Origin of the sequence: Streptomyces sp. NPDC015144 (assembly GCF_043079735.1) — a bacterium.
Classification (GTDB): Bacteria; Actinomycetota; Actinomycetes; order Streptomycetales; family Streptomycetaceae; genus Streptomyces.
On the sequence record NZ_JBIBUU010000012.1, the window covers coordinates 189,058 to 209,774 of the forward strand.

The following is a 20,717-nucleotide window of genomic DNA, read 5'->3' on the forward strand; positions in this document are numbered from 1 at the left end:
CCGGCGGGTGCGCGGGTCAGTGCGCGCCGCCGGCCAGTACCTTCTCCGTCGCGGCGCGCACGGCGGCCAGGTCCTCCGCGGGCAGCGGGAAGCGCGGGGGCCGGGTGCGGCCGCCGTGCCGGCCGACGACGTCCATGGACGCCTTGATGGCCTGGACGAACTCCGGCTTGGAGTCCCAGCGCAGCAGCGGGTGCAGCTCCCGGTAGAGCGGCAGGGCGGTGGCCAGGTCACCGGCGACCGCGGCCCGGTACAGGTCGACGCAGGAGGACGGCAGCATGTTCGGGCAGCCCGCGATCCAGCCGACGGCACCGCCCAGCGCCAGTTCCAGCAGCACGTCGTCGGCGCCGATCAGCAGATCGAGGCCGGGTGCCGCCTCGGCGATCTCGTACGCCCTGCGGACGTCGCCGCTGAACTCCTTGACCGCCACCACACTGCCGTCCTGGTGGAGCCGGGCGAGCAGCTGGGGGCTCAGGTCGACCTTGGTGTCGAAGGGGTTGTTGTACGCGACGACGGGTACGCCGGCCTCGGCCACCTCGGCGTAGTGGGCGCGCACCGCCTCGTCCTCGCAGCGGTACCCGTTGGGCGGCAGCAGCAGGACGGAGCCGGCGCCCGCCTCGGCGGCCCGTTCCGCCCAGCGCCGCGATTCGGCGCTGCCGTACGCGGAGACGCCCGGCATGACCCGGTTGCCGTCACCGGCGGCCTCGACCGCGACCCGGACCACCTCTTCGCGTTCGTCGTCGGTGAGGGTCTGGTACTCCCCGAGCGAGCCGTTGGGCACCACCCCGTCGCAGCCCGACTCGATGAGCCAGCGCACATGGGCGGCGAAGGCGTCGTAGTCGATGGTGCGGTCCTCGCGCAGGGTGATCGGGGTGGCGACCATGATTCCGTGCCAGGGGCGGGTGCGCTGATCGGTGTTCGTCTGCATCGTGACTCCTTGAGAGGTGTGACATGGCACAGTGCGGTGACATCAGGACAGCGGTAGTGGTAGCGGTCGGGAGCTATCCGGGGTCGGTCAGGTCGGCGAGGGTGCCGAGCTTCACGGGGCAGGCCAGCGGTCGGCGGTCGGGGCCGCCGGGCGCGGTCCCGGAGCCGTGTGCGGCGGCCAGGGCACGGACGGCGAGTCCGCAGGTGCGCCCCTGGCACCAGCCCATTCCGGCCCGGGTGAGCAGCTTGGCGGTACGGGTGTCACCGGCGCCCAACTCGGTGCAGGCGGTACGGATCCGGCCCGCGGTGACCTCCTCGCAGCGGCAGACCTCCGTGTCGTCGGCCAGCCACTCGCTCCAGCCGTCCCCCGGCCGGTGCGCGGCCCCCATCACGGCGGCGAACTCCCGCATCCGGCGCCGGGCGCGCCCCAGGGCGACCGCCCGGCGGGCGTCCTTCGCGCGCACTCCGCCCCGTACCTCACGGACGACCGCGAGGGCCGCCAGCTCACCCTCACAGAGGGCGAGTTCGACGCCTGCGACACCGCCCGTCTCACCGGCGGCCCAGATCCCGGTGACAGTGGTCGCGAGGGAGCGGTCGACGGTGACCGCGTGGCTGCCGTCGGGGCCGGTACGGGTGGAGCACCCGGCCGCCAGGGCGAGGTCCAGCTGCGGTACGAGTCCGTGGCCGACGGCGAGCGCGTCGCAGGCGATCCGGCGCCCGGTCCCGGCCACGGGACGCCACCGGTGGTCCACCCGGCTGACGGTCACCGCCTCGACCCGCTCGTCCCCGTGCACCTCGGTGACCGCCCGGCGGGTCAGCATCCGCACCCCGGCGCGGGCCAGTTCGACCCCGTACCGGGCGCCCTCCACCGCCTTGCCGGGGTTGCCGGCCAGCACCCGGGGCGCGCGGGCGTACGCGCCGTACCCGGCGGCCTCGACCAGGGCCGGGACGCTCGCCCCGGCCCGCGTCAGCGAGGCGGCGACGGCCTGGAGGAGCGGGCCGCTCCCGGCGACCACGATCCGGCGCCCGGGGAGGACCAGCCCGGACTTGAGCATCGCCTGGGCCCCGGCCGCGCTCACCACTCCGGGGAGGGTCCAGCCGGGGAACGGGAGCTGGCGCTCGTACGCGCCGGTCGCCAGGACGACGCGGCGGGCGTGGACGGCGGTGCGGGTCTCCCGGTCGTCGCAGGTGACCGCGTGCAGGATCCAGCCCTCGCCCCCGGCCCGTTCGACCGTCCACACCTGGTGGCGGGCGAGGTGGCGGACCGCGCCGGTGGAGCGGTGTACGGCGAGCCGGGCGGAGAGGTCCGCGAAGGCGTTCCAGTGGTGGTGGAGGGCTTCGGGGCGGGCGGCGCCGAGCCCGGGGGCCGGGCTGCGGTAGTACTGCCCGCCGGGGGCGTCGGCCGCGTCCAGCAGGACCACGTCGAGTCCCCGGTCGGCGGCGGTGACGGCCGCGGCCAGACCGGCCGGCCCCGCGCCCACCACGGCGAGCCCGGCGAACCCGGCGCGGTCGGTGCCCCGGGGTCGGGGCTCATCCGTCGAGTGCGGCATGTCCGTCGCCCTCCTGGGTCGTGATGGTGTCGCCCGGTCGGGCGGGCAGCAGGCAGGCCCGCTGGTTGGGGCGGCCGTTGACGGTGGCCAGGCATTCGTAGCAGGCGCCGATGCCGCAGAAGGCGCCTCTCGGGCGGCCCTCGACCCGGGTGGTGCGCCAGCTGAGGATGCCCGCCGCCCAGAGTGCGGCGGCGACGGTCTGGCCCGGAAGCCCCGCGACCGGGCGGCCGTCGAAGGTCATCCGGAACTCCGGTTCCGGTGCGGCGCCGACGAGTTCGGCGGGGGTACGTGCTCGGCTGCGTCTCACTGGTGCCTCTCCTCGGTCCTCACTGAAGCTGTTCCCGGGCTGTTCCCGGCGGTGCGGCGGGTGGCGGACACCCGTACCGTCATCCGGCCCGGCGCCCGGGGTCGAACCGTTCGGGGGCGAACGGGGCGAGGTCGAGGGTGGGCCGCGCCCCCCGGACCGCCTCGGCGATCAGCAGCCCGGTCGCCGGGGCCAGCCCGATCCCCGCCCCCTCGTGCCCGCAGGCGTGGAAGAGCCCCGGCACCCGGGGATCCGGTCCGATCGCCGGGAGGTGGTCGGGCAGGTACGGGCGGAAGCCGTGGTACGCGCGGATCACCCGTACGTCGGCGAGGACGGGGAAGAGCGCGGTGGCGGCCGCCGCCAGCCGGGCGGCCACCGGCACGGAGAACGTCCGGTCGAAGCCGACCCGTTCGCGGCTCGCCCCGATGAGCACCGGTCCGGAGGGGGTCCCCTCCACCACGGGCGAGGTCTGGAGCGCGGCGGATCCGCTCGACACGTCGGCGACGTACTCCGCCGCGTAGACCTTGTGCCGGATCAGCCGGGGCAGCGGTTCGGTGACGAGGACGAAGCCCCGGCGCGGCAGGACCGGGAGTTCCACCCCGGCCAGCGCGGCGAGTTCGCCGCCCCAGGTGCCTGCAGCGTTGACCACGGCGGGGGCCCGCAGCTCCCCCCGTACGGTACGCACTCCGCACACCGCGCCGGCCCCGTCGCGGAGGATCCCGACCACCTCCTCCCCGGGGCGCACGAGCGCACCGGAGCGGGCCGCCGACCGCAACAACTCCGCGGCCGCCAGGGCGGGCTGGACCTGGGCGTCCTGCGGGTAGTGGCAGCCGCCGGCCAGTCCGGGCGCGAGGTGGGGCTCGACGTCCCGGAGCCGGTCGGCGGTGACGGGGTGCGCCTCGACGCCCGCCGCGCACTGGCCCTCGGCGGTGGCGGACAGGGCGGCCAGGGAGTCCCCGGACGCCGCGACGACCACGCCCCCCTTGGCCTCGTACTCGATGCCCGGGGGCAGCTCCTCGGCCAGTCCCTGCCACAACCGGGCGGAGAGCAGGGCGAGTTCGAGCTCCGGTCCGGGCACCTTGTCGGAGACCAGGAGGTTTCCCTCACCGGCTCCGGTGGTTCCGCCCGCCACCGGACCCCGGTCGACGACGGCTACGGAGAGTCCGGACCGGGAGGCGTAGTGGGCACAGGCCGCACCGACCACTCCGGCCCCGATGATGACGGCATCCAGGGGGCGTCTCGTGAGCACGTCAGTAATATGTCACATTGCTCAAGGGTCGCCAAGGGTGTCCGCGAGGACGGTTGATCAGTCACCGTCCCAGGCGGACCTGCCGAACGGGCGGAGGCCGCCCGCCCGTTCAGGGGCGGGGCACGTTGCGCAGGTTGGAGCGGGCCATCTGGACCATCCGGCCCACTCCCCCGTCCAGCACGATCTTGCTGGCGGAGAGCGCGAAGCCGGTCAGCATGTCGGCGCTGATCTTCGGCGGGATGGAAAGGGCGTTGGGGTCGGTGACGACGTCGACGAGGGCCGGGCCCCGGTGCTTGAAGGCGTCCTTGAGGGCGCCTTCGAGCTGTTTGGGCTTCTCCACCCGCACCCCGTACGCCCCGCAGGCGCGGGCGACCGCGGCGAAGTCCGGGTTGTCGTTGGTCGTGCCGAACGACGGCAGGCCCGCGACGAGCATCTCCAGCTCGACCATGCCGAGGGAGGAGTTGTTGAAGACGACGACCTTCACCGGCAGATCGTGCTGGACCAGCGTCAGGAAGTCGCCCATCAGCATGGTGAATCCGCCGTCGCCCGACATCGAGACCACCTGCCGGTTCCGGTCGGTGAACTGGGCGCCGATCGCCTGCGGGAGCGCGTTGGCCATCGAACCGTGGCTGAACGACCCGATGACCCGGCGCCTGCCGTTGGGCGAGAGGTAACGGGCGGCCCACACGTTGCACATGCCGGTGTCGACGGTGAACACGGCGTCCTCGTCGGCCAGTTCGTCCAGCACCGCGGCGACGTACTCCGGGTGGATCGGGACGTGCTTGTCGACCTTGCGGGTGTACGCCTTGACCACGCCCTCCAGGGCGTCGGCGTGCTTCTTCAGCATCCGGTCGAGGAACCTGCGGTCGGTCTTGGTCCTCACCTGCGGGGTCAGACAGCGCAGCGTCTCCCGGACGTCGCCCCAGACCGCCAGGTCCAGCTGGGACCGGCGGCCCAGGTGCTCGGGGCGCACATCGACCTGGACGATCTTCACATCGGTCGGGAGGAAGGCGTTGTACGGGAAGTCCGTGCCGAGCAGGATCAGCAGATCGCACTCGTGGGTCGCCTCGTAGGCGGCGCCGTAGCCCAGCAGTCCGCTCATCCCCACGTCGTACGGGTTGTCGTACTGGATCCACTCCTTGCCGCGCAGCGCGTGCCCGACCGGTGCCTTCACCCGTTCGGCGAAGGCCATCACCTCCGCGTGGGCCCCGGCCGTGCCGCTGCCGCAGAACAGGGTCACCCGCTTCGCCGCGTCGACCATCCGGGCGAGCGCGTCGATCTCCGCGTCACCGGGCCGGACCGTCGGCCGCGAGGTGACCAGCGCGTGCTCGACCGACCGCTCGGGGGCCGGCTGGGCCGCGATGTCGCCCGGCATCGTGACGACGCTGACGCCGCCCTGGCCGACCGCGTGCTGGATGGCGGTCTGGAGCAGCCGCGGCATCTGCTGCGGATTGGAGATCATCTCGTTGTAGTGGCTGCACTCCTGGAAGAGCAGCTCCGGATGGGTCTCCTGGAAGTAGCCGAGCCCGATCTCGCTCGACGGGATGTGCGAGGCCAGGGCGAGCACCGGGGCCATGGAGCGGTGGGCGTCGTAGAGGCCGTTGATGAGGTGGAGGTTGCCGGGGCCGCACGATCCGGCGCAGGCCGCCAGTGACCCGGTGATCTGGGCCTCGGCACCGGCGGCGAACGCCGCGGTCTCCTCGTGCCGGACCTGGATCCAGTCGATGGACCGGTTGCGCCGGATGGCGTCGACGACCGGGTTGAGGCTGTCGCCGACGACCCCGTACATCCGCTTCACGCCCGCCCGGGCGAGGATGTCGACGAACTGCTCCGACACGTTCTGCTTGGCCATGGGTGCGTGCCCTTTCCCCACTGCGGCTTCGGGACTTCCGCTCCCATCAACCCATGGCACGCGCGGTTACGCCTCCCAGACGCCCGCCCCCGTACGGTCGTCGGAGTACCCCTGCACCCGGAGCCCGGTGTCGGTGAGGAAGGCCGCGAGGCCGGGCGGGGCCGGGGCCTCCCAGCGGGCGGCGAGCTCCTTCGCCAGGGCGGGTTCGCCGCGCAGCGGTGCGGCCAGCCCGGGGCTGCAGAGCAGCAGGACGTCGCCCGACCGGGCCACCGAGCCCCGGAACCGGAACGGCTCGGCGGGCGGCTCCGCGCCGGGCGCGCCCCCGGGCGGGGTCTCCCCGGACGGCGGGGTCCGCGGGTCGAGGTCCTGCCAGACACCGTCGCGCAGCCGGAGCAGTCCGCCCGCTCCGACGCCGAAGAAGACCCGGGTGCGGCAGTCGGGGTCGGCCGGCAGCAGCAGGCAGCGCAGGCTCGCGGTGTACCGCTCCGGTTCCTCCCCCAGCTCGGCGGCGCGGGCGCGCAGCCTTCCGTAGGTGCGGTCGGTGAGGCGGTTCAGCCCGGACTTGAGGTCCTGGCGGCGGCCGGCCCTTATGTCGTCGGAGAGCCGGGCGTGGCTGCGGGCGACGGCCGTGCCGATCCAGCGGCAGGCGTCGGCCGCCGCCCGGTGAGCGGCCCCGGTGGACCGGGCCCCGGTGGCGACGGCGACCAGGACCAGCGCCTCCTCGTCGTCGCCGAAGCGGGCGGTGAGCAGCGCGTCCCGGCGGGGCTCGCCCCGGGACCGGGCGGCGTCCCCGCGTACAGAGGCGGCGCGCAGGGTGTACGTGCCGTAGCGGGCGCCGTCGAGAGCGGTGTCGGGGACGAGCTCGTCCAGCTGCTCCGGACCGGTGGCGGGCAGCGCGGTGGGCTCGGCGTCGTAGCGGGACGGGCGGTCGCCCAACTGGCCGAACCCCCGGTGGGGCGGCGGTTCGGCGCGGGTCGGCGCCGCGGGTTCTGCCGGCCGGGGCGGCTCCGGTGGAGTGACGGCGTCCCGGTCCGGCGGGACGGGCCCGTCCGGGCCCACCGCGCCGGACGCCGAGTCGAAGCGGTCGTCGAGGGTGTCGGCCGTGTCGCCCGGGCCGGTGTCCCGGGCCTTCTCGTCGTACAGCCTGCGCCACCACGCGTCCTCGGCGGCGGGGCTCTCCCCCTGCTGGCTCATGCCCTTATTGTCGGCAGCCGGGGCACCGGGAAAACGGCGCATCCGCAAAGACGGCCGGGAACAGGGGTCCGCCGGACGTCCCCACCCCCCACGGGAAGGACGCCCGGCGGACCCGGTCGGGGTGTCGTCAGCGCACGGCGTACGCGTCGGTCACGGTCTGGACGACGGAGTTGCCGTTGGCGTCCGTCAGCTCGGTCCGCAGGGTGACGGGCTTGCCCGCCGCGCCCGCGTGGTCCACGGTCGCGGTCCACCGGCCGTCACGCTGCGCGGTGGTGGCCGCGGTCCAGGTCTCCCCGCCGTCGTAGGAGTACGAGACCTTGGCCGCGGTCAGCTTTCCGGGGGTGTAACCCGCGTGGCCGGAGACGCTCAGACCGATCGTCTGACCGTCCTTGGCCGGAAGGGTCTTGAGCCCGTCGGTGTCCAGGTCGTAGCCCGGGAAGAGCAGCGGGATGCCCTGGGAGTAGGCGTTCTCGTCGCGCTTCGAGCGGAACTTCCAGGTGGTCTCGGTGCTGGTGGACCGCTTCCACACGGCCGCCGGCTGGCCGAACCGGGTCGTCCTCAGGGTGAGTTCGTACGCGGCGTCCTCGGCCGGGACGGTGAACACCCCGGACGGCCAGCCGGTCTCGTCGATGAGCTCGCCGTTGCTGCGGAGGCTCATGCTGCCGATGTCGCCGAAGGAGCCCTGGAGACCGGCGTGCTCGCTGTCGCTCCAGAAGCCGGGGGCGACGCCGATCAGGTTGTCCTGGCGCTCGGCGGCGAGTGCCGGCTTCCCGGCGTCGTCGCGCGGGGCGGCCGGGACGGGGATGCCCCGGTACCAGTTCTCCGTGCGCGTCGATCCCGCCTTGTAGCTGCGCGACTGGTCGGTCATCGTCTCGCCCCAGGGGAAGCTGGAGGAGAGGTACCGGACCCAGCCGGTGTCGCCCGCCGAGTAGAACTCGGTACGCCTGGTGGGAGCGGCGACGACGTCGTTGGCGGCGGAGAACACCGCGCCGTACGGCCGGTTGATGAGCATGATGTCGATGTAGTCGGCGGCGACGCCCATCGCCTCGTAGTTCGCGTTCACCTTGCCGAGCTTGGCGTCCCGGACCGTGTAGGTGCGGTCCGAGGTGATCGGGCCGGTCTCGGGGAACGCGAGGTTGTAGACGTACGGGCTGACCGCGGTGGCCTTCCAGTCCAGCGTGACCGGGCCCTTGGCCAGGGCGGCCTTCAGCACGGCGGCCTCACCGGACTCGACGCCCAGGACGGGCACGCCCGGCTGGCCGAAACCGACGGACGGCTTCCAGGGGCCGGGGGCGGCGCGGTGGGCGAGGACGGCCTTGGCGCCCGCGGCCTTGGCGTCGCGCGCCTGATTGACCATCAGGTCGTCGTCGCCCGCGTCCACCAGGACGATCTTCCCTTCGGCGCCCGCGGCCTTCAGCTCGGCCGGGGTGCCGGTTCCGGCGTCGACAAGTCCGGCGCGCCCGGTGCCGTCGAGGTTGACGGAGCCGGTGCTCGCCACCGTCGGGTGCAGGGCGGCGCCGCCGACGACGGAGAGCTTCTCGATCTGCGGGACGTAGGCGCGCCAGAAGCTGGCGAACTCGAAGTCGCCGTCGCTCGCCCGGCCCTGGACGTCCGCCAGGTAGTTCCGTACGTCGGAGCCGGCGGTGAGGGAGCCCGCGTGCAGCCAGGCGCCGTCCCAGGTGCGGCCGAAGGCGAGCGTGGTGGAGTGGCTCTCGGTGGCGCGGTCGGCGGTCCTCACCTGGACGCGGTGGGCCTTGCGGGCGTCCAGGACGAGGGTGGTGTCCTTGGTCAGGTTCAGCTGCGGCCGGGCCAGGTAGGCGATCGACTCGTCGAGACGGCCGGTGGAGTCCGCCGGGTCCGGGGAGATGACGAAGCTGGACACGAAGTACGCGCCGGGGCGCAGCCGGTAGACCTGGTCGGCGGCGCCGTCGTTGAAGCGGCGCTCACCGCTGGCGGTGTCGGTGCCGATGACGTCCAGCGAGGAGGAGCCTCCGGCAGGCTTGCCCGCGCGGTCGACGAGCTTGACCCGCAGGGTGACGGTCTCGGCGCCCACGTACAGCGAGAACGGGGTGGAGACCTTGGCGCCGCCGGGGCCGGTGGCGAGGACGCGTCCCGTGACGTCGCCGTACTGGGCGGCCGTCAGCTTCGCGGTCGGGTCGATGGCCAGCGGGACCTTGACGGTGGCCCCGGCCGGGACGGTGACGCTCTTGGAGCCGAGCTTGGCGACGGCGGAGCGGACGGCGGAGCCGTCGTTGCCGGTGACGCCCTGGACCTTCAGCGACAGCTTGACCGGCTTGGTACCGGAGTTGGTGTACGGGACGTCGACGGTGGTGCGGTCGCTGCGGTCCTGCGGCCACGCGTAGGTGCCGCCCTGGAGGGCGGGGGCACCTACGACCGTGGTGTCGATGGCGGCCTTGACGTCGAGGCGTCCGCCACCGGTCTCGCGGACGTCGCCGGGGATGTCGCTCTTCGCGGACGAGACGAGCGCCGCCTTGATCTGCTGGGCGGTCCAGTCGGGGTGGCGCTGCTTCACGATGGCGGCGGCGCCCGCGACGTGCGGGGTGGCCATCGACGTGCCGGACATCGACCGGTACGCGTAGACGCCCCGGCCTCCGGCGGAGGCGGCCGAGATGGCGACGCCGGGGGCGGCGATCTCGGGCTTGAGGGTGTGCGTCTCGACGGCGGGGCCGCGGCTGGAGAACTGGGCGGTGGTGTCGTCGCGGTCGACGGCGCCGACGGTGAGCACGCCGGGGGCGCAGCCGGGCGAGGAGACGGTGTTCAGCGTCGGGCCGGCGTTGCCGGCGGCGACCACGAACAGGGTGTCCTCGCTCTGCGCCAGCTTCTCGGCGGCGAGGCTCATCGGGTCGGTGCAGTCGGTCGGTTCCGGGGAGCCGAGGCTCATCGAGACGACGTCGGCCTTCTGGTCGACGGCCCACTGCATGCCGGCGATGATCCAGGACTCGGCGCCGGAGCCGCTGTCGTTGAGGACCTTCCCGGCGAGCAGGTCGGCGCCGGGGGCGACGCCCTTCTTCCTGCCGCCGCTGGCCGCGCCGGAGCCGCCGACGGTGGAGATGGTGTGGGTGCCGTGGCCCTGCCGGTCGTCGGTGCTGTCGGAGTCGGTGAAGTTCTCCGAGGCGGTGACCCGGCCCTTGAGGTCGGGGTGTTCGGCGTCGACGCCGGTGTCGAGGACGGCGACCTTGGTGCCCTTGCCGTCGAATCCGGCGGCCCAGGCGAGGTCGGCGCCGACCTGCTTGGTCGACTTGTCGAGACTGGCCCGGACCTTGCGGTCGAGCCAGAGCTTCTTCAGCCCCGAGGAGGCGAGGCCGCGGGCGGCGGTGCCCGTTCCGGCCCCGGTGACGTCCGACCAGAAGTCGGCGGCCTTCGCCTTGTCGGCCTTGAGGGCGACCCCGTCGATGACGTCCAGGACCGGACCGCGCTTGGCGCCGCGCGGGGTGGCGGCCCGTGCGGTGCGGGCCTTGCCCTTGCCGTACACCGCGATCAGCGGCAGCGCCTTGGTGTGCGCGTCGTCGTAGCCCTGCCGGACGAGGCCGGTGACGTTGAAGAGTTCCTCGTCGACCGTGCCGTCGGCCAGCGCGGCGGTGGCCGACTCGGGGTAGACGTACAGGTCCTTGCCCGACTGCCGGGTCTGGAGCAGGGGTACGGTCCCGTCCTCGCGCGGCAGCGCGGTGACCGAGGAGGCCCCCGAACCGTCCGTGCGCACCAGGACCTTGTCGCCGGTGACCAGGGTCACGGTGACCGGTTCGGCCTTCTTCGCCTGCGCGGCGGAGCTGCCGGTCAGTGGTCTCTTGCCTGTCGCACCGTCCTGCGGCGCTGCCGCTGACGGGGCGATCGCGGTGACGGCCAGGACGGCGGCGGTGGCCGCTCCCAGCGCCGTGCGCGATATCGGACGCATCGCTCTCCCCAAGTAAATACGGAACCAACCAGCTCAAACCGCCGCCTAACGACGGTTGTTGGTACTGCGGTGGCGCCACATTGGCAGAGCGACGGACGTTAAAGGGATGATGTACACGGCGGGTTTACGCCGTGGCCGTTTTCCGCCACGACCGGGTGCCCGGCCACGGCGACACGGTGCGGAACAAGCTCGTCCGGGAGGGTCTGGGGATGCTGGGAGCCATAGGTCTCGACGAGATACAGGAGTCGGCGTACCGCGCGCTCGTGGCGGTGGGCGCCGCGGAGGTCTCCGATCTCGCACACCGGCTGGTGCTTCCCGAGCCGGACACCGAACGCGCTCTGCGCAGGCTGGAGCAGCACGGACTGGCCGCCCAGTCCTCCGCGCGGCCGGGCCGCTGGGTGGCCGCTCCGCCGGGGGTGGCGCTCGGCGCCCTGCTGACCCAGCAGCGCCACCAGCTGGAGCAGGCCGAGCTGGCGGTGGCGCTCCTCGCCGAGGAGTACCGGGCGGAGGCCGCCGGGCCCGCCGTCCACGACCTGGTCGAGGTGGTCACGGGCGGGAGCGCCGTCTCGCACCGCTTCCACCAGTTGCAGCTGGGTGCGACGAGCGAGGTCTGCGCCCTGGTCACCGGGAAACCGATCGCGGTCACCGGCATGGAGAACGAGGCCGAGGAGCAGGCCGCCACCCGCGGGGTCTCCTACCGGGTGGTGGTCGAGCGGGAACTGCTCTCGCTGCCGTACGGGATCATGGAGCTGTCGGCGGCGCTGAGCCGGAACGAGCAGTGCCGGGTGATCGACCGGGTGCCGACCAAGCTGGTCGTCGCCGACCGCACCCTCGCGATGGTGCCGCTGACCGGGCGCGGCGCCGAGCCCGCCGCCCTGGTGGTCCACTCCTCCGGGCTGCTGGAGTCGCTGATGGGGCTCTTCGAGGCGGTGTGGCGCGAGGCGATGCCGCTCCGGATGAGCGAGAGCGGCATCCCGGCGGAGGAGGACACCGGCCCGGACGCCACGGATCTGGAGATCCTGTCGCTGCTGCTGGCCGGGCTGACCGACGCGAGCGTGGCCAAGCAGCTGGAGCTGGGACTGCGGACGGTGCAGCGCCGGGTGAAGGGCCTGATGGAGCTGACGGGCGTCTCGACCCGGCTCCAGCTCGGCTGGCACGCCTACGAACGGGGCTGGGTGGCCCGTACCCCCAGGGAACGCTGACGGGCGGGACCGGCCGGACTCCGGCAGTCTGGTCAGATGGGTGTGTGGCAACTCGTCGCCGTCGGCCTGGTCATGTTCCTGGGCCTGCTCGGCGTGCTGGTTCCGGGGGTACCGGGACAGGCGATCGTCTGGGCCGCCGTGCTGTGGTGGGCGCTGACCGACACGTCGCCGCTCGCCTGGGGCGTGCTCATCGGCGCGACGGCGGTGCTGCTGCTGGACCAGGCGCTGAAGCCGCTGCTGCCGCCGCGCCGCCCGCGTGAGACGGGAGCGCCGCGCAGGACGCCGTTGCTGGGCGGCATCGCCGCGATCCTGGGCTTCTTCGTGGTGCCGGTGGTGGGCGCGGTCATCGGCTACGTGGGGGCCATCTACGGTGCGGAGCGGCTGCGGCTGGGCAGCCGGGGCGCGGGCTGGGCGTCGGTGCGCTCGGTGATGCGGGCCACCGGCTACTCGGTGCTGGTCGAGCTCTTCGCGTGCCTGCTGGTGGCGGGCGGCTGGCTGGGCGCGGTGATCTGGGGCTGAGCGTCACGGCGCAGCAGCTCCAGGTGGCGTGCCCCGTACGAGCGCCAGGGCCGCCAGCACTCCGCCCCGGGCCACCGCTCCGGGTCGACGTCCGGGTCGCCGAGCGCCCGCATCCGGACGAGGGCCGCCCTCGCCGGGCCGAACCCGGGCAGCCGCAGAAGCGCCCGTTCGGCCTCCTCCCGGTCGGCCCCGGCATCGAGCCGCACCTCCCCCTCGGCGAGGGCGGCGGCCAGCGCCCGCAGCTCCGGTGCCTCGGGGGCACCGGCCAGCGCGCCCGGCTCCGGGAACACATGCGTCAGCCCGCCGCAGGGCACGTCCAGGACCTTCCCGTACGCCTCCACCAGCCGCCCGGCCGCCGCCTCGCCCACCAGCGTCCGTACCGCGAACTCCTCCGGGTCCGCGGTGCCCGGCGAGCGCAGCCCGGGGCGGGCGGCCACCCCCGGGGCGAGCAGCGGATCGGCCGCCAGCCGCTCGTCGACGGCGTACGGGTCGGCGTCCAGGTCGAAGAGGCGCCGCAGCCGCTGGACGGCGGTCGTCAGGTCCCGCAGGTCCGTGAGGTGGATCCGGGCGTCCAGCCAGGGCCCGGCGGACCGCTCGTCGACGGCCACGATGCCCGAGCCGTACGGCAGCCGCAGGGTGCGCCGGTAGGTGCGGGCGCCGGGCTCCCCGGCCATCTCCTCGACCCGGTCCACCATCGCCCCGGCCAGCAGGTCGAAGACCTCCCGGGCCGCGTACGGCCCCCGGTGGGCGAGCCGCAGCGGGACCCCGGTGGTCCGCGCCTCCCGGACCGCCGCGCCCAGCCCCGTGGCGGCCTCGGCCCGCAGCGCGCTCGGGGTGCGGGCGTAGATCTGCCGGACCGTGTCGTTGAACTGGCGCACGCTGGCGAAGCCGGACGCGAAGGCGATCTCGGTCACCGGCAGCCCGGTCGTCTGGAGCAGGACCCGGGCGGTGTGGGCCCGCTGGGCGCGGGCGAGCGCCACCGGGCCCGCCCCCAGCTCCGCGTTGAGCTGCCGCTGCACCTGCCGCGCGCTGTAGCCGAGCCGCCGGGCCAGACCGGGCACGCCCTCCCGGTCGACCACCCCGTCGCCGATCATCCGCACCGCCCGGCCCACCACGTCGGCCCGGACGTTCCAGTCGGCCGAGCCGGGCACGGCGTCCGGGCGGCAGCGGCGGCAGGCCCGGAAGCCGTGCCCCTGCGCGGCGGCCGCGGTCGGGAAGAAGCGGACGTTCTTCCGTCGGGGCGTGACGGCGGGGCAGCTCGGCCGGCAGTAGATGCCGGTCGTCTCGACGGCGAAGAAGAAAGCGCCGTCGAACCGCGCGTCGCGGCTGCTCACCGCCTCGTACCTGGTCCGTTCGTCCATCACCCGATCCAGTGTGCGGCACCTCGCGGCACCGCACCGGCGGGTTTCGGACACGGACCCCGGCCGGCCGCCCCGGGGTCCGTGTCCGAAGGCGGGGCTACCGCAGCCGGCCGCGCTTCGCCTCCATGGCGGCCCGGCCCTCGGCACCCTGGCGCTTCCAGGTGCGCAGCATCTCCGAGCGCAGCCGTGCGTCGGTCTTGGCCGCGATGCGCCGGTTCTCCCGCATCAGCTTGCGGAAGCTGTCGAGGCGCCGCTCGTGCAGCGAACCGTCCGCGATCGCGGCGAGCACCGCGCAGCCGGGCTCGGTCTCATGGGCGCAGTCGTGGAACCGGCACTCCCCGGCCAGCTCCTCGATCTCGGAGAAGACCTGGCCGACCCCCGCCTCCGCGTCCCAGAGCCCGACCCCGCGCAGCCCGGGGGTGTCGATGAGCACCCCGCCGGAGGGCAGGAGGAGCAGGTTGCGGGTGGTGGTGGTGTGCCGCCCCTTGCCGTCGACGTCGCGCGCGGCCCGCACGTCCATCACGTCCTGGCCGAGCAACGTGTTGGCCAGCGTCGACTTGCCCGCCCCGGAAGCGCCGAGCAGCACGCTCGTACCGCCCGAGACGATGGCGGAGAAGACGTCGATGCCCTCCCCGGTGGCGGAGCTGACGGCCAGCACCTGCACCCCGGGCGCGACGCCCTCGATGTCCTGGACGAGGTACGACAGCGTCGCCGCGTCCGGCACCAGGTCGGACTTGGTCAGCACCACGATCGGCTCGGCGGCGCCGTCCCCGGCCGAGCCGTCGTCCCGCAGCAGCGCGTCACCGCTGGAGCTGGACATGGCGAGCGCCAGGAACCGCTCCACCCGCCCGAGGTCGAAGTCGACGGCGAGCGAGAGGCAGATGACGACGTGGTCCACATTGGTGGCCAGCACCTGGCCCTCGGAGCGCTGCGAGGACGTCGAGCGGACGAAGGCGGTACGCCGGGGCAGCAGCGTCCGCACGAACTGCGGGTCACCGTCGGAGTCGACGGCGACCCAGTCGCCCGTGCAGACGATCCGCATCGGGTCGCGCGGGACGACGAAGGCCGTGTCGGCGCGGAGCGTGCCGTGCGGGGTGACCACATCGCACTGGCCGCGGTCCACCCGCACCACCCGGCCGGGCAGCAGCCCCTGTGCGGCGTGCGGGGCGAAGGCGTCCGCCCACGCGTCGTCCCAGCCGTAGGGAGCCAACGGGTGAGCGGCGGACGGGTCCTGCGAGGAGAGAAGAGAAGAAGAGAACGAAGAGAACGGGAGAGACAAGGGAGACCCTTCAAAGGGTGGCCCCGGCAACGCGCACACGGGCGCGCAGAGTTACGGAGTAGGTCAGCCGGCGACCACAGGGGTGGGCATGATGCTCTTCGGATTGCGGGCAGCACCCGTCACAGCGACAGTCATCACGATCCTCACCTCCTGGTTCACGCACGGGACCGACGGCGGCGGTGGATCCCCGCCGTCCGGAACGTGGCAAACCATAGCCCGCGCCTCTCCACGGGCTCAACCGCTTTACCGCGCGGCCCGAAACGGAGCCGATCGACGCCACTTCCGCCGGGGGTATCCGCTTATCTCCCTCGATCAGGTGATAGGCGTACGCATCACCCTGTTCATGGCGGTTAGGGTGCCGGACATGACCACACCCCAGACCTCCACCGGCACCTTCTCCCCAGCCCAGTTGGGCACGATCACCCTGATCGGGTGGAGCGGCGAACACCCCGCCGACGGCGCCGATGTCGCCTTCCTGCTCGTCTACTCGCTGGGCGACGGATCGGACGGCCCGGCCGGGACGGAGGCCGCCGTCCGTGTGTCGCTGGAGCGCGCCGGACTGCCGGTGGGCGCCTCCCCGGTGTACGCCGCGGAGCAGCCGGGCCTTCCGGTGAAGCTGCTCGTCCAGGCCGGACAGGCGGTGCTGACGCTCCCCCACTTCACCGCGCAGTACCCCGCACCGCCGGAGTGGCTGGCCGCGGCCGGTGCCCGGGGCGAGGTGAACGTCATGTTCGCCACCCGCCCGTGGCCGCAGGGGGCGCCGGGCCGGCCGGTGAGCGAGGAGCAGCTGCGGGCCTTCGCGGCCGACCCCGAGGTCATCACGACCGCCGCGCACTGCGTGCTCCCGATCCGCAGCCTCGGCTGACCCGCCCGGTACGAGGATGCCCACCGCACCACGGGGTGCGGTGGGCATCCTCGTACCCGGAATCCCTGGGTCGACGGCCCCGGATCCGGCTGTTCCCTCCGTGTGCGACGGTGCGGGCGGCCGCGGGGAGAACCCTTGACCGCCCGCACCTGTGGCACGTCAGTTGTTGGCGACGCCGTTGCCCGAGAGCACCGGGATGTCGTCCACGAGGTGCGACAGCGGCTCGTCGCCCTTGGCCTGGGTGGAGTTCTCGGCGCACTGCTGGTTCTGCGGCGAGGACAGGACGTTGACGTCCTGGACCGCAACCGGCACCAGCAGGCCGACGAGCGAGCCGGCGTTCGCCTTCACCGGCAGGCCGACGCAGAGCTTGTTCAGGCTGCCCTGGATGAGCTGGGCCTGCGGGCTGCCGTCGCCGTGGGTCGCGGCGTTGCCGAACGCGTCGACGGCACCGTTGCCGGTGACCGACGTGGTGCCACCGTCGTTGCCGATCGCCATGGCCGCGGGGGCCGCGACGGCGGACAGGCCGACCAGGGACACGGCCACCGCTGCGCCGGTCATCATCTTCTTCATCACGCTTCACCTTTCGGAGCGTCCCGTTGTGGAACGTACTGATCAACCCGCTACGGATGAGTCGGTTCCGCAGCACCACCCAAAAGTGTTCGATCCGGCATGAGTTCGATCACCGGTTCTCAGTCGTCGACCGCCTCACCGGAGGCCCGGGCCGCGGGAATCCGGGCGCGGGGTCTGCCGGGGTCCGCCGGGGGCACCGGTACCGGACCGCCGTGGGCCGCCCGCCATTCGGCGAGCAGCCGGTCGTAGATGGGTGTGCCGTCCTGCGCGTGCCCCTGCCGACCGCGGGGGTGCTGACTGTCGTTCTGGTCCATGACCGGGCCCTACCCGGTGCGGCGGCCGGTGTCCGCCCGTACTACGGCAACCGGCCCAGTCCGCCCGCCCGTTCGTGGGCCTTCCCGCCCCGGACACACCGATGGGGCCGGCGCGCCCACCCGGCCGGGAGCGGCCGTGCGGGGATGCGCCGACCCCAGGGTGGGTCGGGTACTGCGGTACTGCGAACGGACAGGCGGGGAGCTGCCCGGACACACTCCCGGCCGGATCAGGACGTGACCGGCGAGGAGCGCGGGGCGGTACGGCCCTTAGTTGTTGGCGACGCCGTTGCCGGAGAGGACCGGGATGTCGTCCAGGATGTGCGACAGCGGCTCGTCGCCCTTGGCCTGGGTGGAGTTCTCGGTGCACTGCTGGTTCTGCGGCGAGGACAGGATGTTGAGGTCCTGGACCGAGATCGGGACCAGGCCGAGCACCGAGCCGATGTTGGCCTTGGCCGGGAGCGCGATGCAGGGCTTGTTGAGCGAGCCCTGGATGAGCGCGATCTGCGGGCTCATGTTGCCGTAGGTGGCGGAGTTGCCGTACGACTGCACGGCCTCGTTGCCGCTGAGCGAGGTGGTACCACCGTCGTTGCCGACGGCCATGGCCTGCGGGGCGATCGCGGCGGAGACGCCGACGAGCGAGGCAGCGACGGCTGCCGAGGCCATAATCTTCTTGATCATGAAATAGCCCTTCTGGAATTTCTCTGTTGCCCGCCTGTCCGGAGCGACCTGATCAACTCTCGGCAACGGGGATGGTTGTGCCGATTCACTCGAACGGTGCCGCCCTCTCCGGCCGTACGCCGGATGCGGGGCACCGGAGGAAGCCGAGGGGCGGGAGACCGGCGGGAACGCGGTCGAGGCCCTCGGGCTCAGCCGCCGATCGGCAGGCCGCCGAGGAGGGGGGCCGCGCTCTTGGCCGCACCGGTGGCCTGCTCGGCCAGCTTGGTGACGGTGCCGTTCTTCTTCACCGCGTCCGCGGTCCGGCCGACCGTGTCGACCACCGGGTTCACGGCCTGCGGGGCGCTCTCCACCACCTGGTTGATGCCCCCGTTGAGGCTGAGGTTGGGGGCCGTGGTGTTGGTGACGGCGAGGGCGGGAGCAGCCGTGCCGAGAGCAACCACGGAACCGGCAACGAATGCAGCAGTCTTCGCGTACTTCATTTCTCGGGTTCCTTTCTGCAGCGGCATCCGATTCGGTCGCGCACCGCGCCGCACGAGCCTTCCGTGGCCGTGCCTTCCGCCGCTTTCGCCCTGGGTAACGAGGCGGTCGCGGCCCGGCAACTGGACGCGGTCGGGTTTTCCGCGGGTCCATCCGTTCGAAGGGCCACTGCGGGGAGCGGGAAAGGGGGAAGGCCCCGTACCGCGTCGGAACGCGGTACGGGGCCTTCTTCGGCCGAGGACGTTCGACCGGTGCGACCAGGGGTCAGGCGTTGACGCAGGTGTTGCCGAAGGCGGGGTTCAGCACACCGATCACGTCGATGGTGTTCCCGCACAGGTTGATCGGAAGGTGGATCGGCACCTGGATGACGTTGCCCGAGATGACACCCGGGGAGGCGGCGGCGCCGCCCTCGGCACCGGCGTCGGCGAACGCGGGCGCGGCCGTGCCCATCGCCATCAGGGTTCCGGCGGCGATGGCGGCAACCTTGGTGTACTTCACTGTGTTCCCTTTCTTCGACGGAGTCCGAAACGGCCACGTCTTTCGTGCCGCACGAGCGCGGTACTCATCACTCGTACCTCCGCCGCTGTCATTCGTAACGATTTAGGACCGTAGGCGAAACTCGTAGAGCTGAAGATCCTCAGAAGATCGCCCGGATGACGCAATATCGATCACCCGATGAGTCCGGAAAGCATTCCGGCCGAAGCGCCTTATCGGTGCGCGACAGCAACAGGCCCGGACCGCGCGGAGGAGGAACCGGCGGCTCGGGCCTGTCGTTACGGCTGGATCAGGTGCGGATCAGCTGTTGCCGGCACCGTTGCCGGACAGGATCGGGATTCCGTCCAGGATGTGCGACAGGGGCTCGTCGCCCTTGGCCTGGGTGGAGTTCTCGGTGCACTGCTGGTTCTGCGGCGAGGACAGAACGTTGACGTCCTGGACCGCGATCGGGATCAGACCGATGAGCGAACCGGCGTTGACCTTGGCGGGCAGGCCGATGCAGGGCTTGTTCAGGCTGCCCTGGACGAGGCTGAACTGCGGGCTGCCGTCGCCCTGGGTCTCCTGGTTGCCGAAGACCTGCGAGGCTCCGTTGCCGGTGACCGAAGTCGTACCGCCGTCGTCGCCGATGGCCATGGCCTGCGTCGCGCCCAGACCGAGGATGGAGGCGGCAACGGCACCCGTCGCCAGAACCTTCTTGATCACGTTTAACCCTTCTCGTACCGGATGCCCCGTACCGGGGCTCCCTGCACAACTCGGGACCAGGAGTTTGGTTCTTTCGATTCACCCGAATGTCAGCATCGCGCGCACAACAGTACGAAAAACACTCCAGCCGTTCATCGCTACTCCATTCGCGTGATCACAAAATTTCCACGGCTCTGCGAGTTTCCTGAACAAATCCTCCTCGTTATCCATGTACACACTGTGTAGCTCGGGCGCGCGACCGGCAGAGGCAGGGCCCATTCCATGAAGAACAGGCCCTCATGGTTCCGCGTTTCCCGAAACCGCTGCTTTCCGAGTAGCGCACGGCACCGCCGAGCGTCCCCTCGGCGGCATCTGTACCGGTCTGATGAACGAACTGCGAGCTCCGGCTCGCAACGGAATGTCCTAGGAAGGGCAATCGATGCGCAAAGCCTTGAGTAAAAGCGTGCTCGTCACGGCGGCAGCGTCAGGACTGCTGGCCATGACCGGCGGGTACGCGTTCGCGGACGCCTCCGCCGACGGTGCGGCCGTCGGTTCGCCCGGCGTCGGCTCGGGCAACACCGTGCAGGTGCCGGTGCACGTGCCGGTGAACGTGTGTGGCAACACGGTCGACGTGGTCGGCCTCCTGAACCCCGCGTTCGGCAACAAGTGCGCGAACGTGGGCGGTCAGGGCGGCGGCGGGGGCCAGGGCGCGAGCGCGGAGGGTGCCGCGGTCGGCTCCCCCGGCGTGCTCTCCGGCAACGTGGTGCAGGTCCCGGTGGACGTACCGGTCAACGCCTGCGGCAACAGCGTGAACGTGGTCGGCGCGCTGAACCCGGCGGGCGGGAACCAGTGCGCCAACGTGTCCGGTGGTGGCGAACTCCCGCCGCCCGTGGTCCACCCGCCGCACCACCCGCCGGTGGAGCCTCCGCACCACCCGCCGGTCAAGCCCCCGCACCACCACACGCCGCCGAAGCCGCACAAGCCCGACTGCCCGCCGGAGCACCACAAGCCGCCGGTCCACCACGAGCCGCCGACCCCCGAGCACCCCAAGCCGCCGAAGCCGCACAAGCCCGACTGCCCGCCGGAGCACCAGAAGCCGCCGGTCCACCATGAGCCCCAGACCCCCGAGCACCCCAAGCCGCCCGAGCTGGCGCACACCGGTGCCGACGGCAGCCTGGGCATCGCCGGTGGCGCCGCCGCCGCGATGGTCCTCGGCGGAGGGCTGATGGTCCGCCGCGCCCGTACCGCGAAGGACTGACCGAACGGGTCGGCCGACGGCCGACCGGCATG

The 20,717-nt window shown here is 72.8% G+C and carries 19 protein-coding genes; 4 read left to right on the forward strand and 15 right to left on the reverse strand.

The features are described from left to right. Positions 1-16: 16 nt before the first annotated feature. The 7 genes from ACF08W_RS21445 to ACF08W_RS21475 all read right to left on the reverse strand — a co-directional run bounded on the left by ACF08W_RS21445 (position 17) and on the right by ACF08W_RS21475 (position 10,986). A complete protein-coding gene (locus tag ACF08W_RS21445; protein WP_352272936.1) occupies positions 17-925 on the reverse strand; it encodes a dihydrodipicolinate synthase family protein in 909 nt (302 codons plus the stop codon). A 73-nt stretch (positions 926-998) separates the two neighbouring features. Next, on the reverse strand, positions 999-2,474 hold the full coding sequence (locus ACF08W_RS21450; RefSeq protein ID WP_392280196.1) for an NAD(P)/FAD-dependent oxidoreductase: 1,476 nt from the start codon (positions 2,472-2,474) through the stop codon (positions 999-1,001). Further along, positions 2,455-2,715, reverse strand: coding sequence for a (2Fe-2S)-binding protein (locus ACF08W_RS21455; RefSeq protein WP_392280242.1), 261 nt, complete (start codon positions 2,713-2,715; stop codon positions 2,455-2,457). Before ACF08W_RS21455 ends, ACF08W_RS21450 begins: the two co-directional genes overlap by 20 nt. Before the next feature lie 145 nt (positions 2,716-2,860). After that, entirely contained in the window at positions 2,861-4,027 is a 1,167-nt protein-coding gene (locus tag ACF08W_RS21460) for an NAD(P)/FAD-dependent oxidoreductase (RefSeq protein WP_392280197.1), read from the reverse strand. A gap of 109 nt (positions 4,028-4,136) precedes the next feature. Next, a complete protein-coding gene (locus ACF08W_RS21465; protein WP_352272940.1) occupies positions 4,137-5,879 on the reverse strand; it encodes a pyruvate dehydrogenase in 1,743 nt (580 codons plus the stop codon). Between the two features lie 66 nt (positions 5,880-5,945). Further along, a complete protein-coding gene (locus ACF08W_RS21470; RefSeq protein WP_392280198.1) occupies positions 5,946-7,073 on the reverse strand; it encodes a protein phosphatase 2C domain-containing protein in 1,128 nt (375 codons plus the stop codon). 127 nt (positions 7,074-7,200) lie between these two features. After that, a complete protein-coding gene (locus ACF08W_RS21475; protein WP_392280199.1) occupies positions 7,201-10,986 on the reverse strand; it encodes a S8 family serine peptidase in 3,786 nt (1,261 codons plus the stop codon). Positions 10,987-11,195: 209 nt separating this feature from the next. Here ACF08W_RS21475 and ACF08W_RS21480 point away from each other — a divergent pair, with 209 nt between their 5' ends. Next, the gene (locus tag ACF08W_RS21480) at positions 11,196-12,188 is read left to right on the forward strand and encodes a helix-turn-helix domain-containing protein (protein WP_392280243.1); all 993 of its coding nucleotides are present in this window, start codon (positions 11,196-11,198) and stop codon (positions 12,186-12,188) included. A gap of 36 nt (positions 12,189-12,224) precedes the next feature. Next, a complete protein-coding gene (locus ACF08W_RS21485) occupies positions 12,225-12,707 on the forward strand; it encodes a DUF456 domain-containing protein (RefSeq protein ID WP_352272943.1) in 483 nt (160 codons plus the stop codon). On the opposite strand, the gene ACF08W_RS21490 is transcribed toward ACF08W_RS21485, so the two are convergent. Then, positions 12,632-14,068 (reverse strand): DNA-3-methyladenine glycosylase 2 family protein, encoded by a 1,437-nt coding sequence (locus tag ACF08W_RS21490; protein ID WP_392280200.1) that lies wholly within the window; start codon positions 14,066-14,068, stop codon positions 12,632-12,634. The two genes, ACF08W_RS21485 and ACF08W_RS21490, sit on opposite strands and share 76 nt — an antisense overlap. Positions 14,069-14,165: 97 nt before the next feature. Further along, entirely contained in the window at positions 14,166-15,347 is a 1,182-nt protein-coding gene (rsgA, locus tag ACF08W_RS21495; protein ID WP_392280201.1) for a ribosome small subunit-dependent GTPase A, read from the reverse strand. Between the two features lie 364 nt (positions 15,348-15,711). Here rsgA and ACF08W_RS21500 point away from each other — a divergent pair, with 364 nt between their 5' ends. Next, positions 15,712-16,212, forward strand: coding sequence for a DUF5949 family protein (locus ACF08W_RS21500; protein ID WP_352272946.1), 501 nt, complete (start codon positions 15,712-15,714; stop codon positions 16,210-16,212). A 159-nt stretch (positions 16,213-16,371) separates the two neighbouring features. On the opposite strand, the gene ACF08W_RS21505 is transcribed toward ACF08W_RS21500, so the two are convergent. The 6 genes from ACF08W_RS21505 to ACF08W_RS21530 all read right to left on the reverse strand — a co-directional run bounded on the left by ACF08W_RS21505 (position 16,372) and on the right by ACF08W_RS21530 (position 19,448). Beyond that, positions 16,372-16,782, reverse strand: a complete 411-nt coding sequence (locus tag ACF08W_RS21505; protein ID WP_392280202.1) for a rodlin — start codon at positions 16,780-16,782, stop codon at positions 16,372-16,374. 119 nt (positions 16,783-16,901) lie between these two features. Continuing rightward, the gene (locus ACF08W_RS21510; RefSeq protein ID WP_392280203.1) at positions 16,902-17,096 is read right to left on the reverse strand and encodes a hypothetical protein; all 195 of its coding nucleotides are present in this window, start codon (positions 17,094-17,096) and stop codon (positions 16,902-16,904) included. Between the two features lie 267 nt (positions 17,097-17,363). After that, complete coding sequence (locus ACF08W_RS21515) at positions 17,364-17,774, reverse strand: rodlin (protein ID WP_352272949.1); 411 nt, start codon at positions 17,772-17,774, stop codon at positions 17,364-17,366. Between the two features lie 188 nt (positions 17,775-17,962). Continuing rightward, positions 17,963-18,253 (reverse strand): hypothetical protein, encoded by a 291-nt coding sequence (locus tag ACF08W_RS21520; protein ID WP_352272950.1) that lies wholly within the window; start codon positions 18,251-18,253, stop codon positions 17,963-17,965. A 262-nt stretch (positions 18,254-18,515) separates the two neighbouring features. Then, complete coding sequence (locus ACF08W_RS21525) at positions 18,516-18,749, reverse strand: chaplin (RefSeq protein ID WP_352272951.1); 234 nt, start codon at positions 18,747-18,749, stop codon at positions 18,516-18,518. Positions 18,750-19,046: 297 nt separating this feature from the next. Then, the gene (locus ACF08W_RS21530; RefSeq protein ID WP_352272952.1) at positions 19,047-19,448 is read right to left on the reverse strand and encodes a rodlin; all 402 of its coding nucleotides are present in this window, start codon (positions 19,446-19,448) and stop codon (positions 19,047-19,049) included. 418 nt (positions 19,449-19,866) lie between these two features. Here ACF08W_RS21530 and ACF08W_RS21535 point away from each other — a divergent pair, with 418 nt between their 5' ends. Further along, entirely contained in the window at positions 19,867-20,685 is an 819-nt protein-coding gene (locus tag ACF08W_RS21535; RefSeq protein ID WP_392280204.1) for a chaplin, read from the forward strand. The last annotated feature ends 32 nt before the right edge of the window (positions 20,686-20,717 follow it).

Bases quoted from the DNA above. Each gene is read 5' to 3' on its own strand.
- ACF08W_RS21455 (WP_392280242.1), bottom strand. From the start codon at position 2,715: ATGACCTTCGACGGCCGCCCGGTCGCGGGGCTTCCGGGCCAGACCGTC.
- ACF08W_RS21510 (WP_392280203.1), bottom strand. From the start codon at position 17,096: ATGGACCAGAACGACAGTCAGCACCCCCGCGGTCGGCAGGGGCACGCG.
- ACF08W_RS21515 (WP_352272949.1), bottom strand. From the start codon at position 17,774: ATGATCAAGAAGATTATGGCCTCGGCAGCCGTCGCTGCCTCGCTCGTC.
- ACF08W_RS21535 (WP_392280204.1), top strand. From the start codon at position 19,867: ATGCGCAAAGCCTTGAGTAAAAGCGTGCTCGTCACGGCGGCAGCGTCA.
- ACF08W_RS21480 (WP_392280243.1), top strand. From the start codon at position 11,196: ATGCTGGGAGCCATAGGTCTCGACGAGATACAGGAGTCGGCGTACCGC.
- ACF08W_RS21500 (WP_352272946.1), top strand. From the start codon at position 15,712: ATGACCACACCCCAGACCTCCACCGGCACCTTCTCCCCAGCCCAGTTG.
- ACF08W_RS21505 (WP_392280202.1), bottom strand. From the start codon at position 16,782: ATGAAGAAGATGATGACCGGCGCAGCGGTGGCCGTGTCCCTGGTCGGC.
- ACF08W_RS21450 (WP_392280196.1), bottom strand. From the start codon at position 2,474: ATGCCGCACTCGACGGATGAGCCCCGACCCCGGGGCACCGACCGCGCC.
- ACF08W_RS21490 (WP_392280200.1), bottom strand. From the start codon at position 14,068: ATGGACGAACGGACCAGGTACGAGGCGGTGAGCAGCCGCGACGCGCGG.
- ACF08W_RS21475 (WP_392280199.1), bottom strand. From the start codon at position 10,986: ATGCGTCCGATATCGCGCACGGCGCTGGGAGCGGCCACCGCCGCCGTC.
- ACF08W_RS21485 (WP_352272943.1), top strand. From the start codon at position 12,225: ATGGGTGTGTGGCAACTCGTCGCCGTCGGCCTGGTCATGTTCCTGGGC.
- ACF08W_RS21465 (WP_352272940.1), bottom strand. From the start codon at position 5,879: ATGGCCAAGCAGAACGTGTCGGAGCAGTTCGTCGACATCCTCGCCCGG.
- ACF08W_RS21470 (WP_392280198.1), bottom strand. From the start codon at position 7,073: ATGAGCCAGCAGGGGGAGAGCCCCGCCGCCGAGGACGCGTGGTGGCGC.
- ACF08W_RS21520 (WP_352272950.1), bottom strand. From the start codon at position 18,253: ATGAAGTACGCGAAGACTGCTGCATTCGTTGCCGGTTCCGTGGTTGCT.
- ACF08W_RS21445 (WP_352272936.1), bottom strand. From the start codon at position 925: ATGCAGACGAACACCGATCAGCGCACCCGCCCCTGGCACGGAATCATG.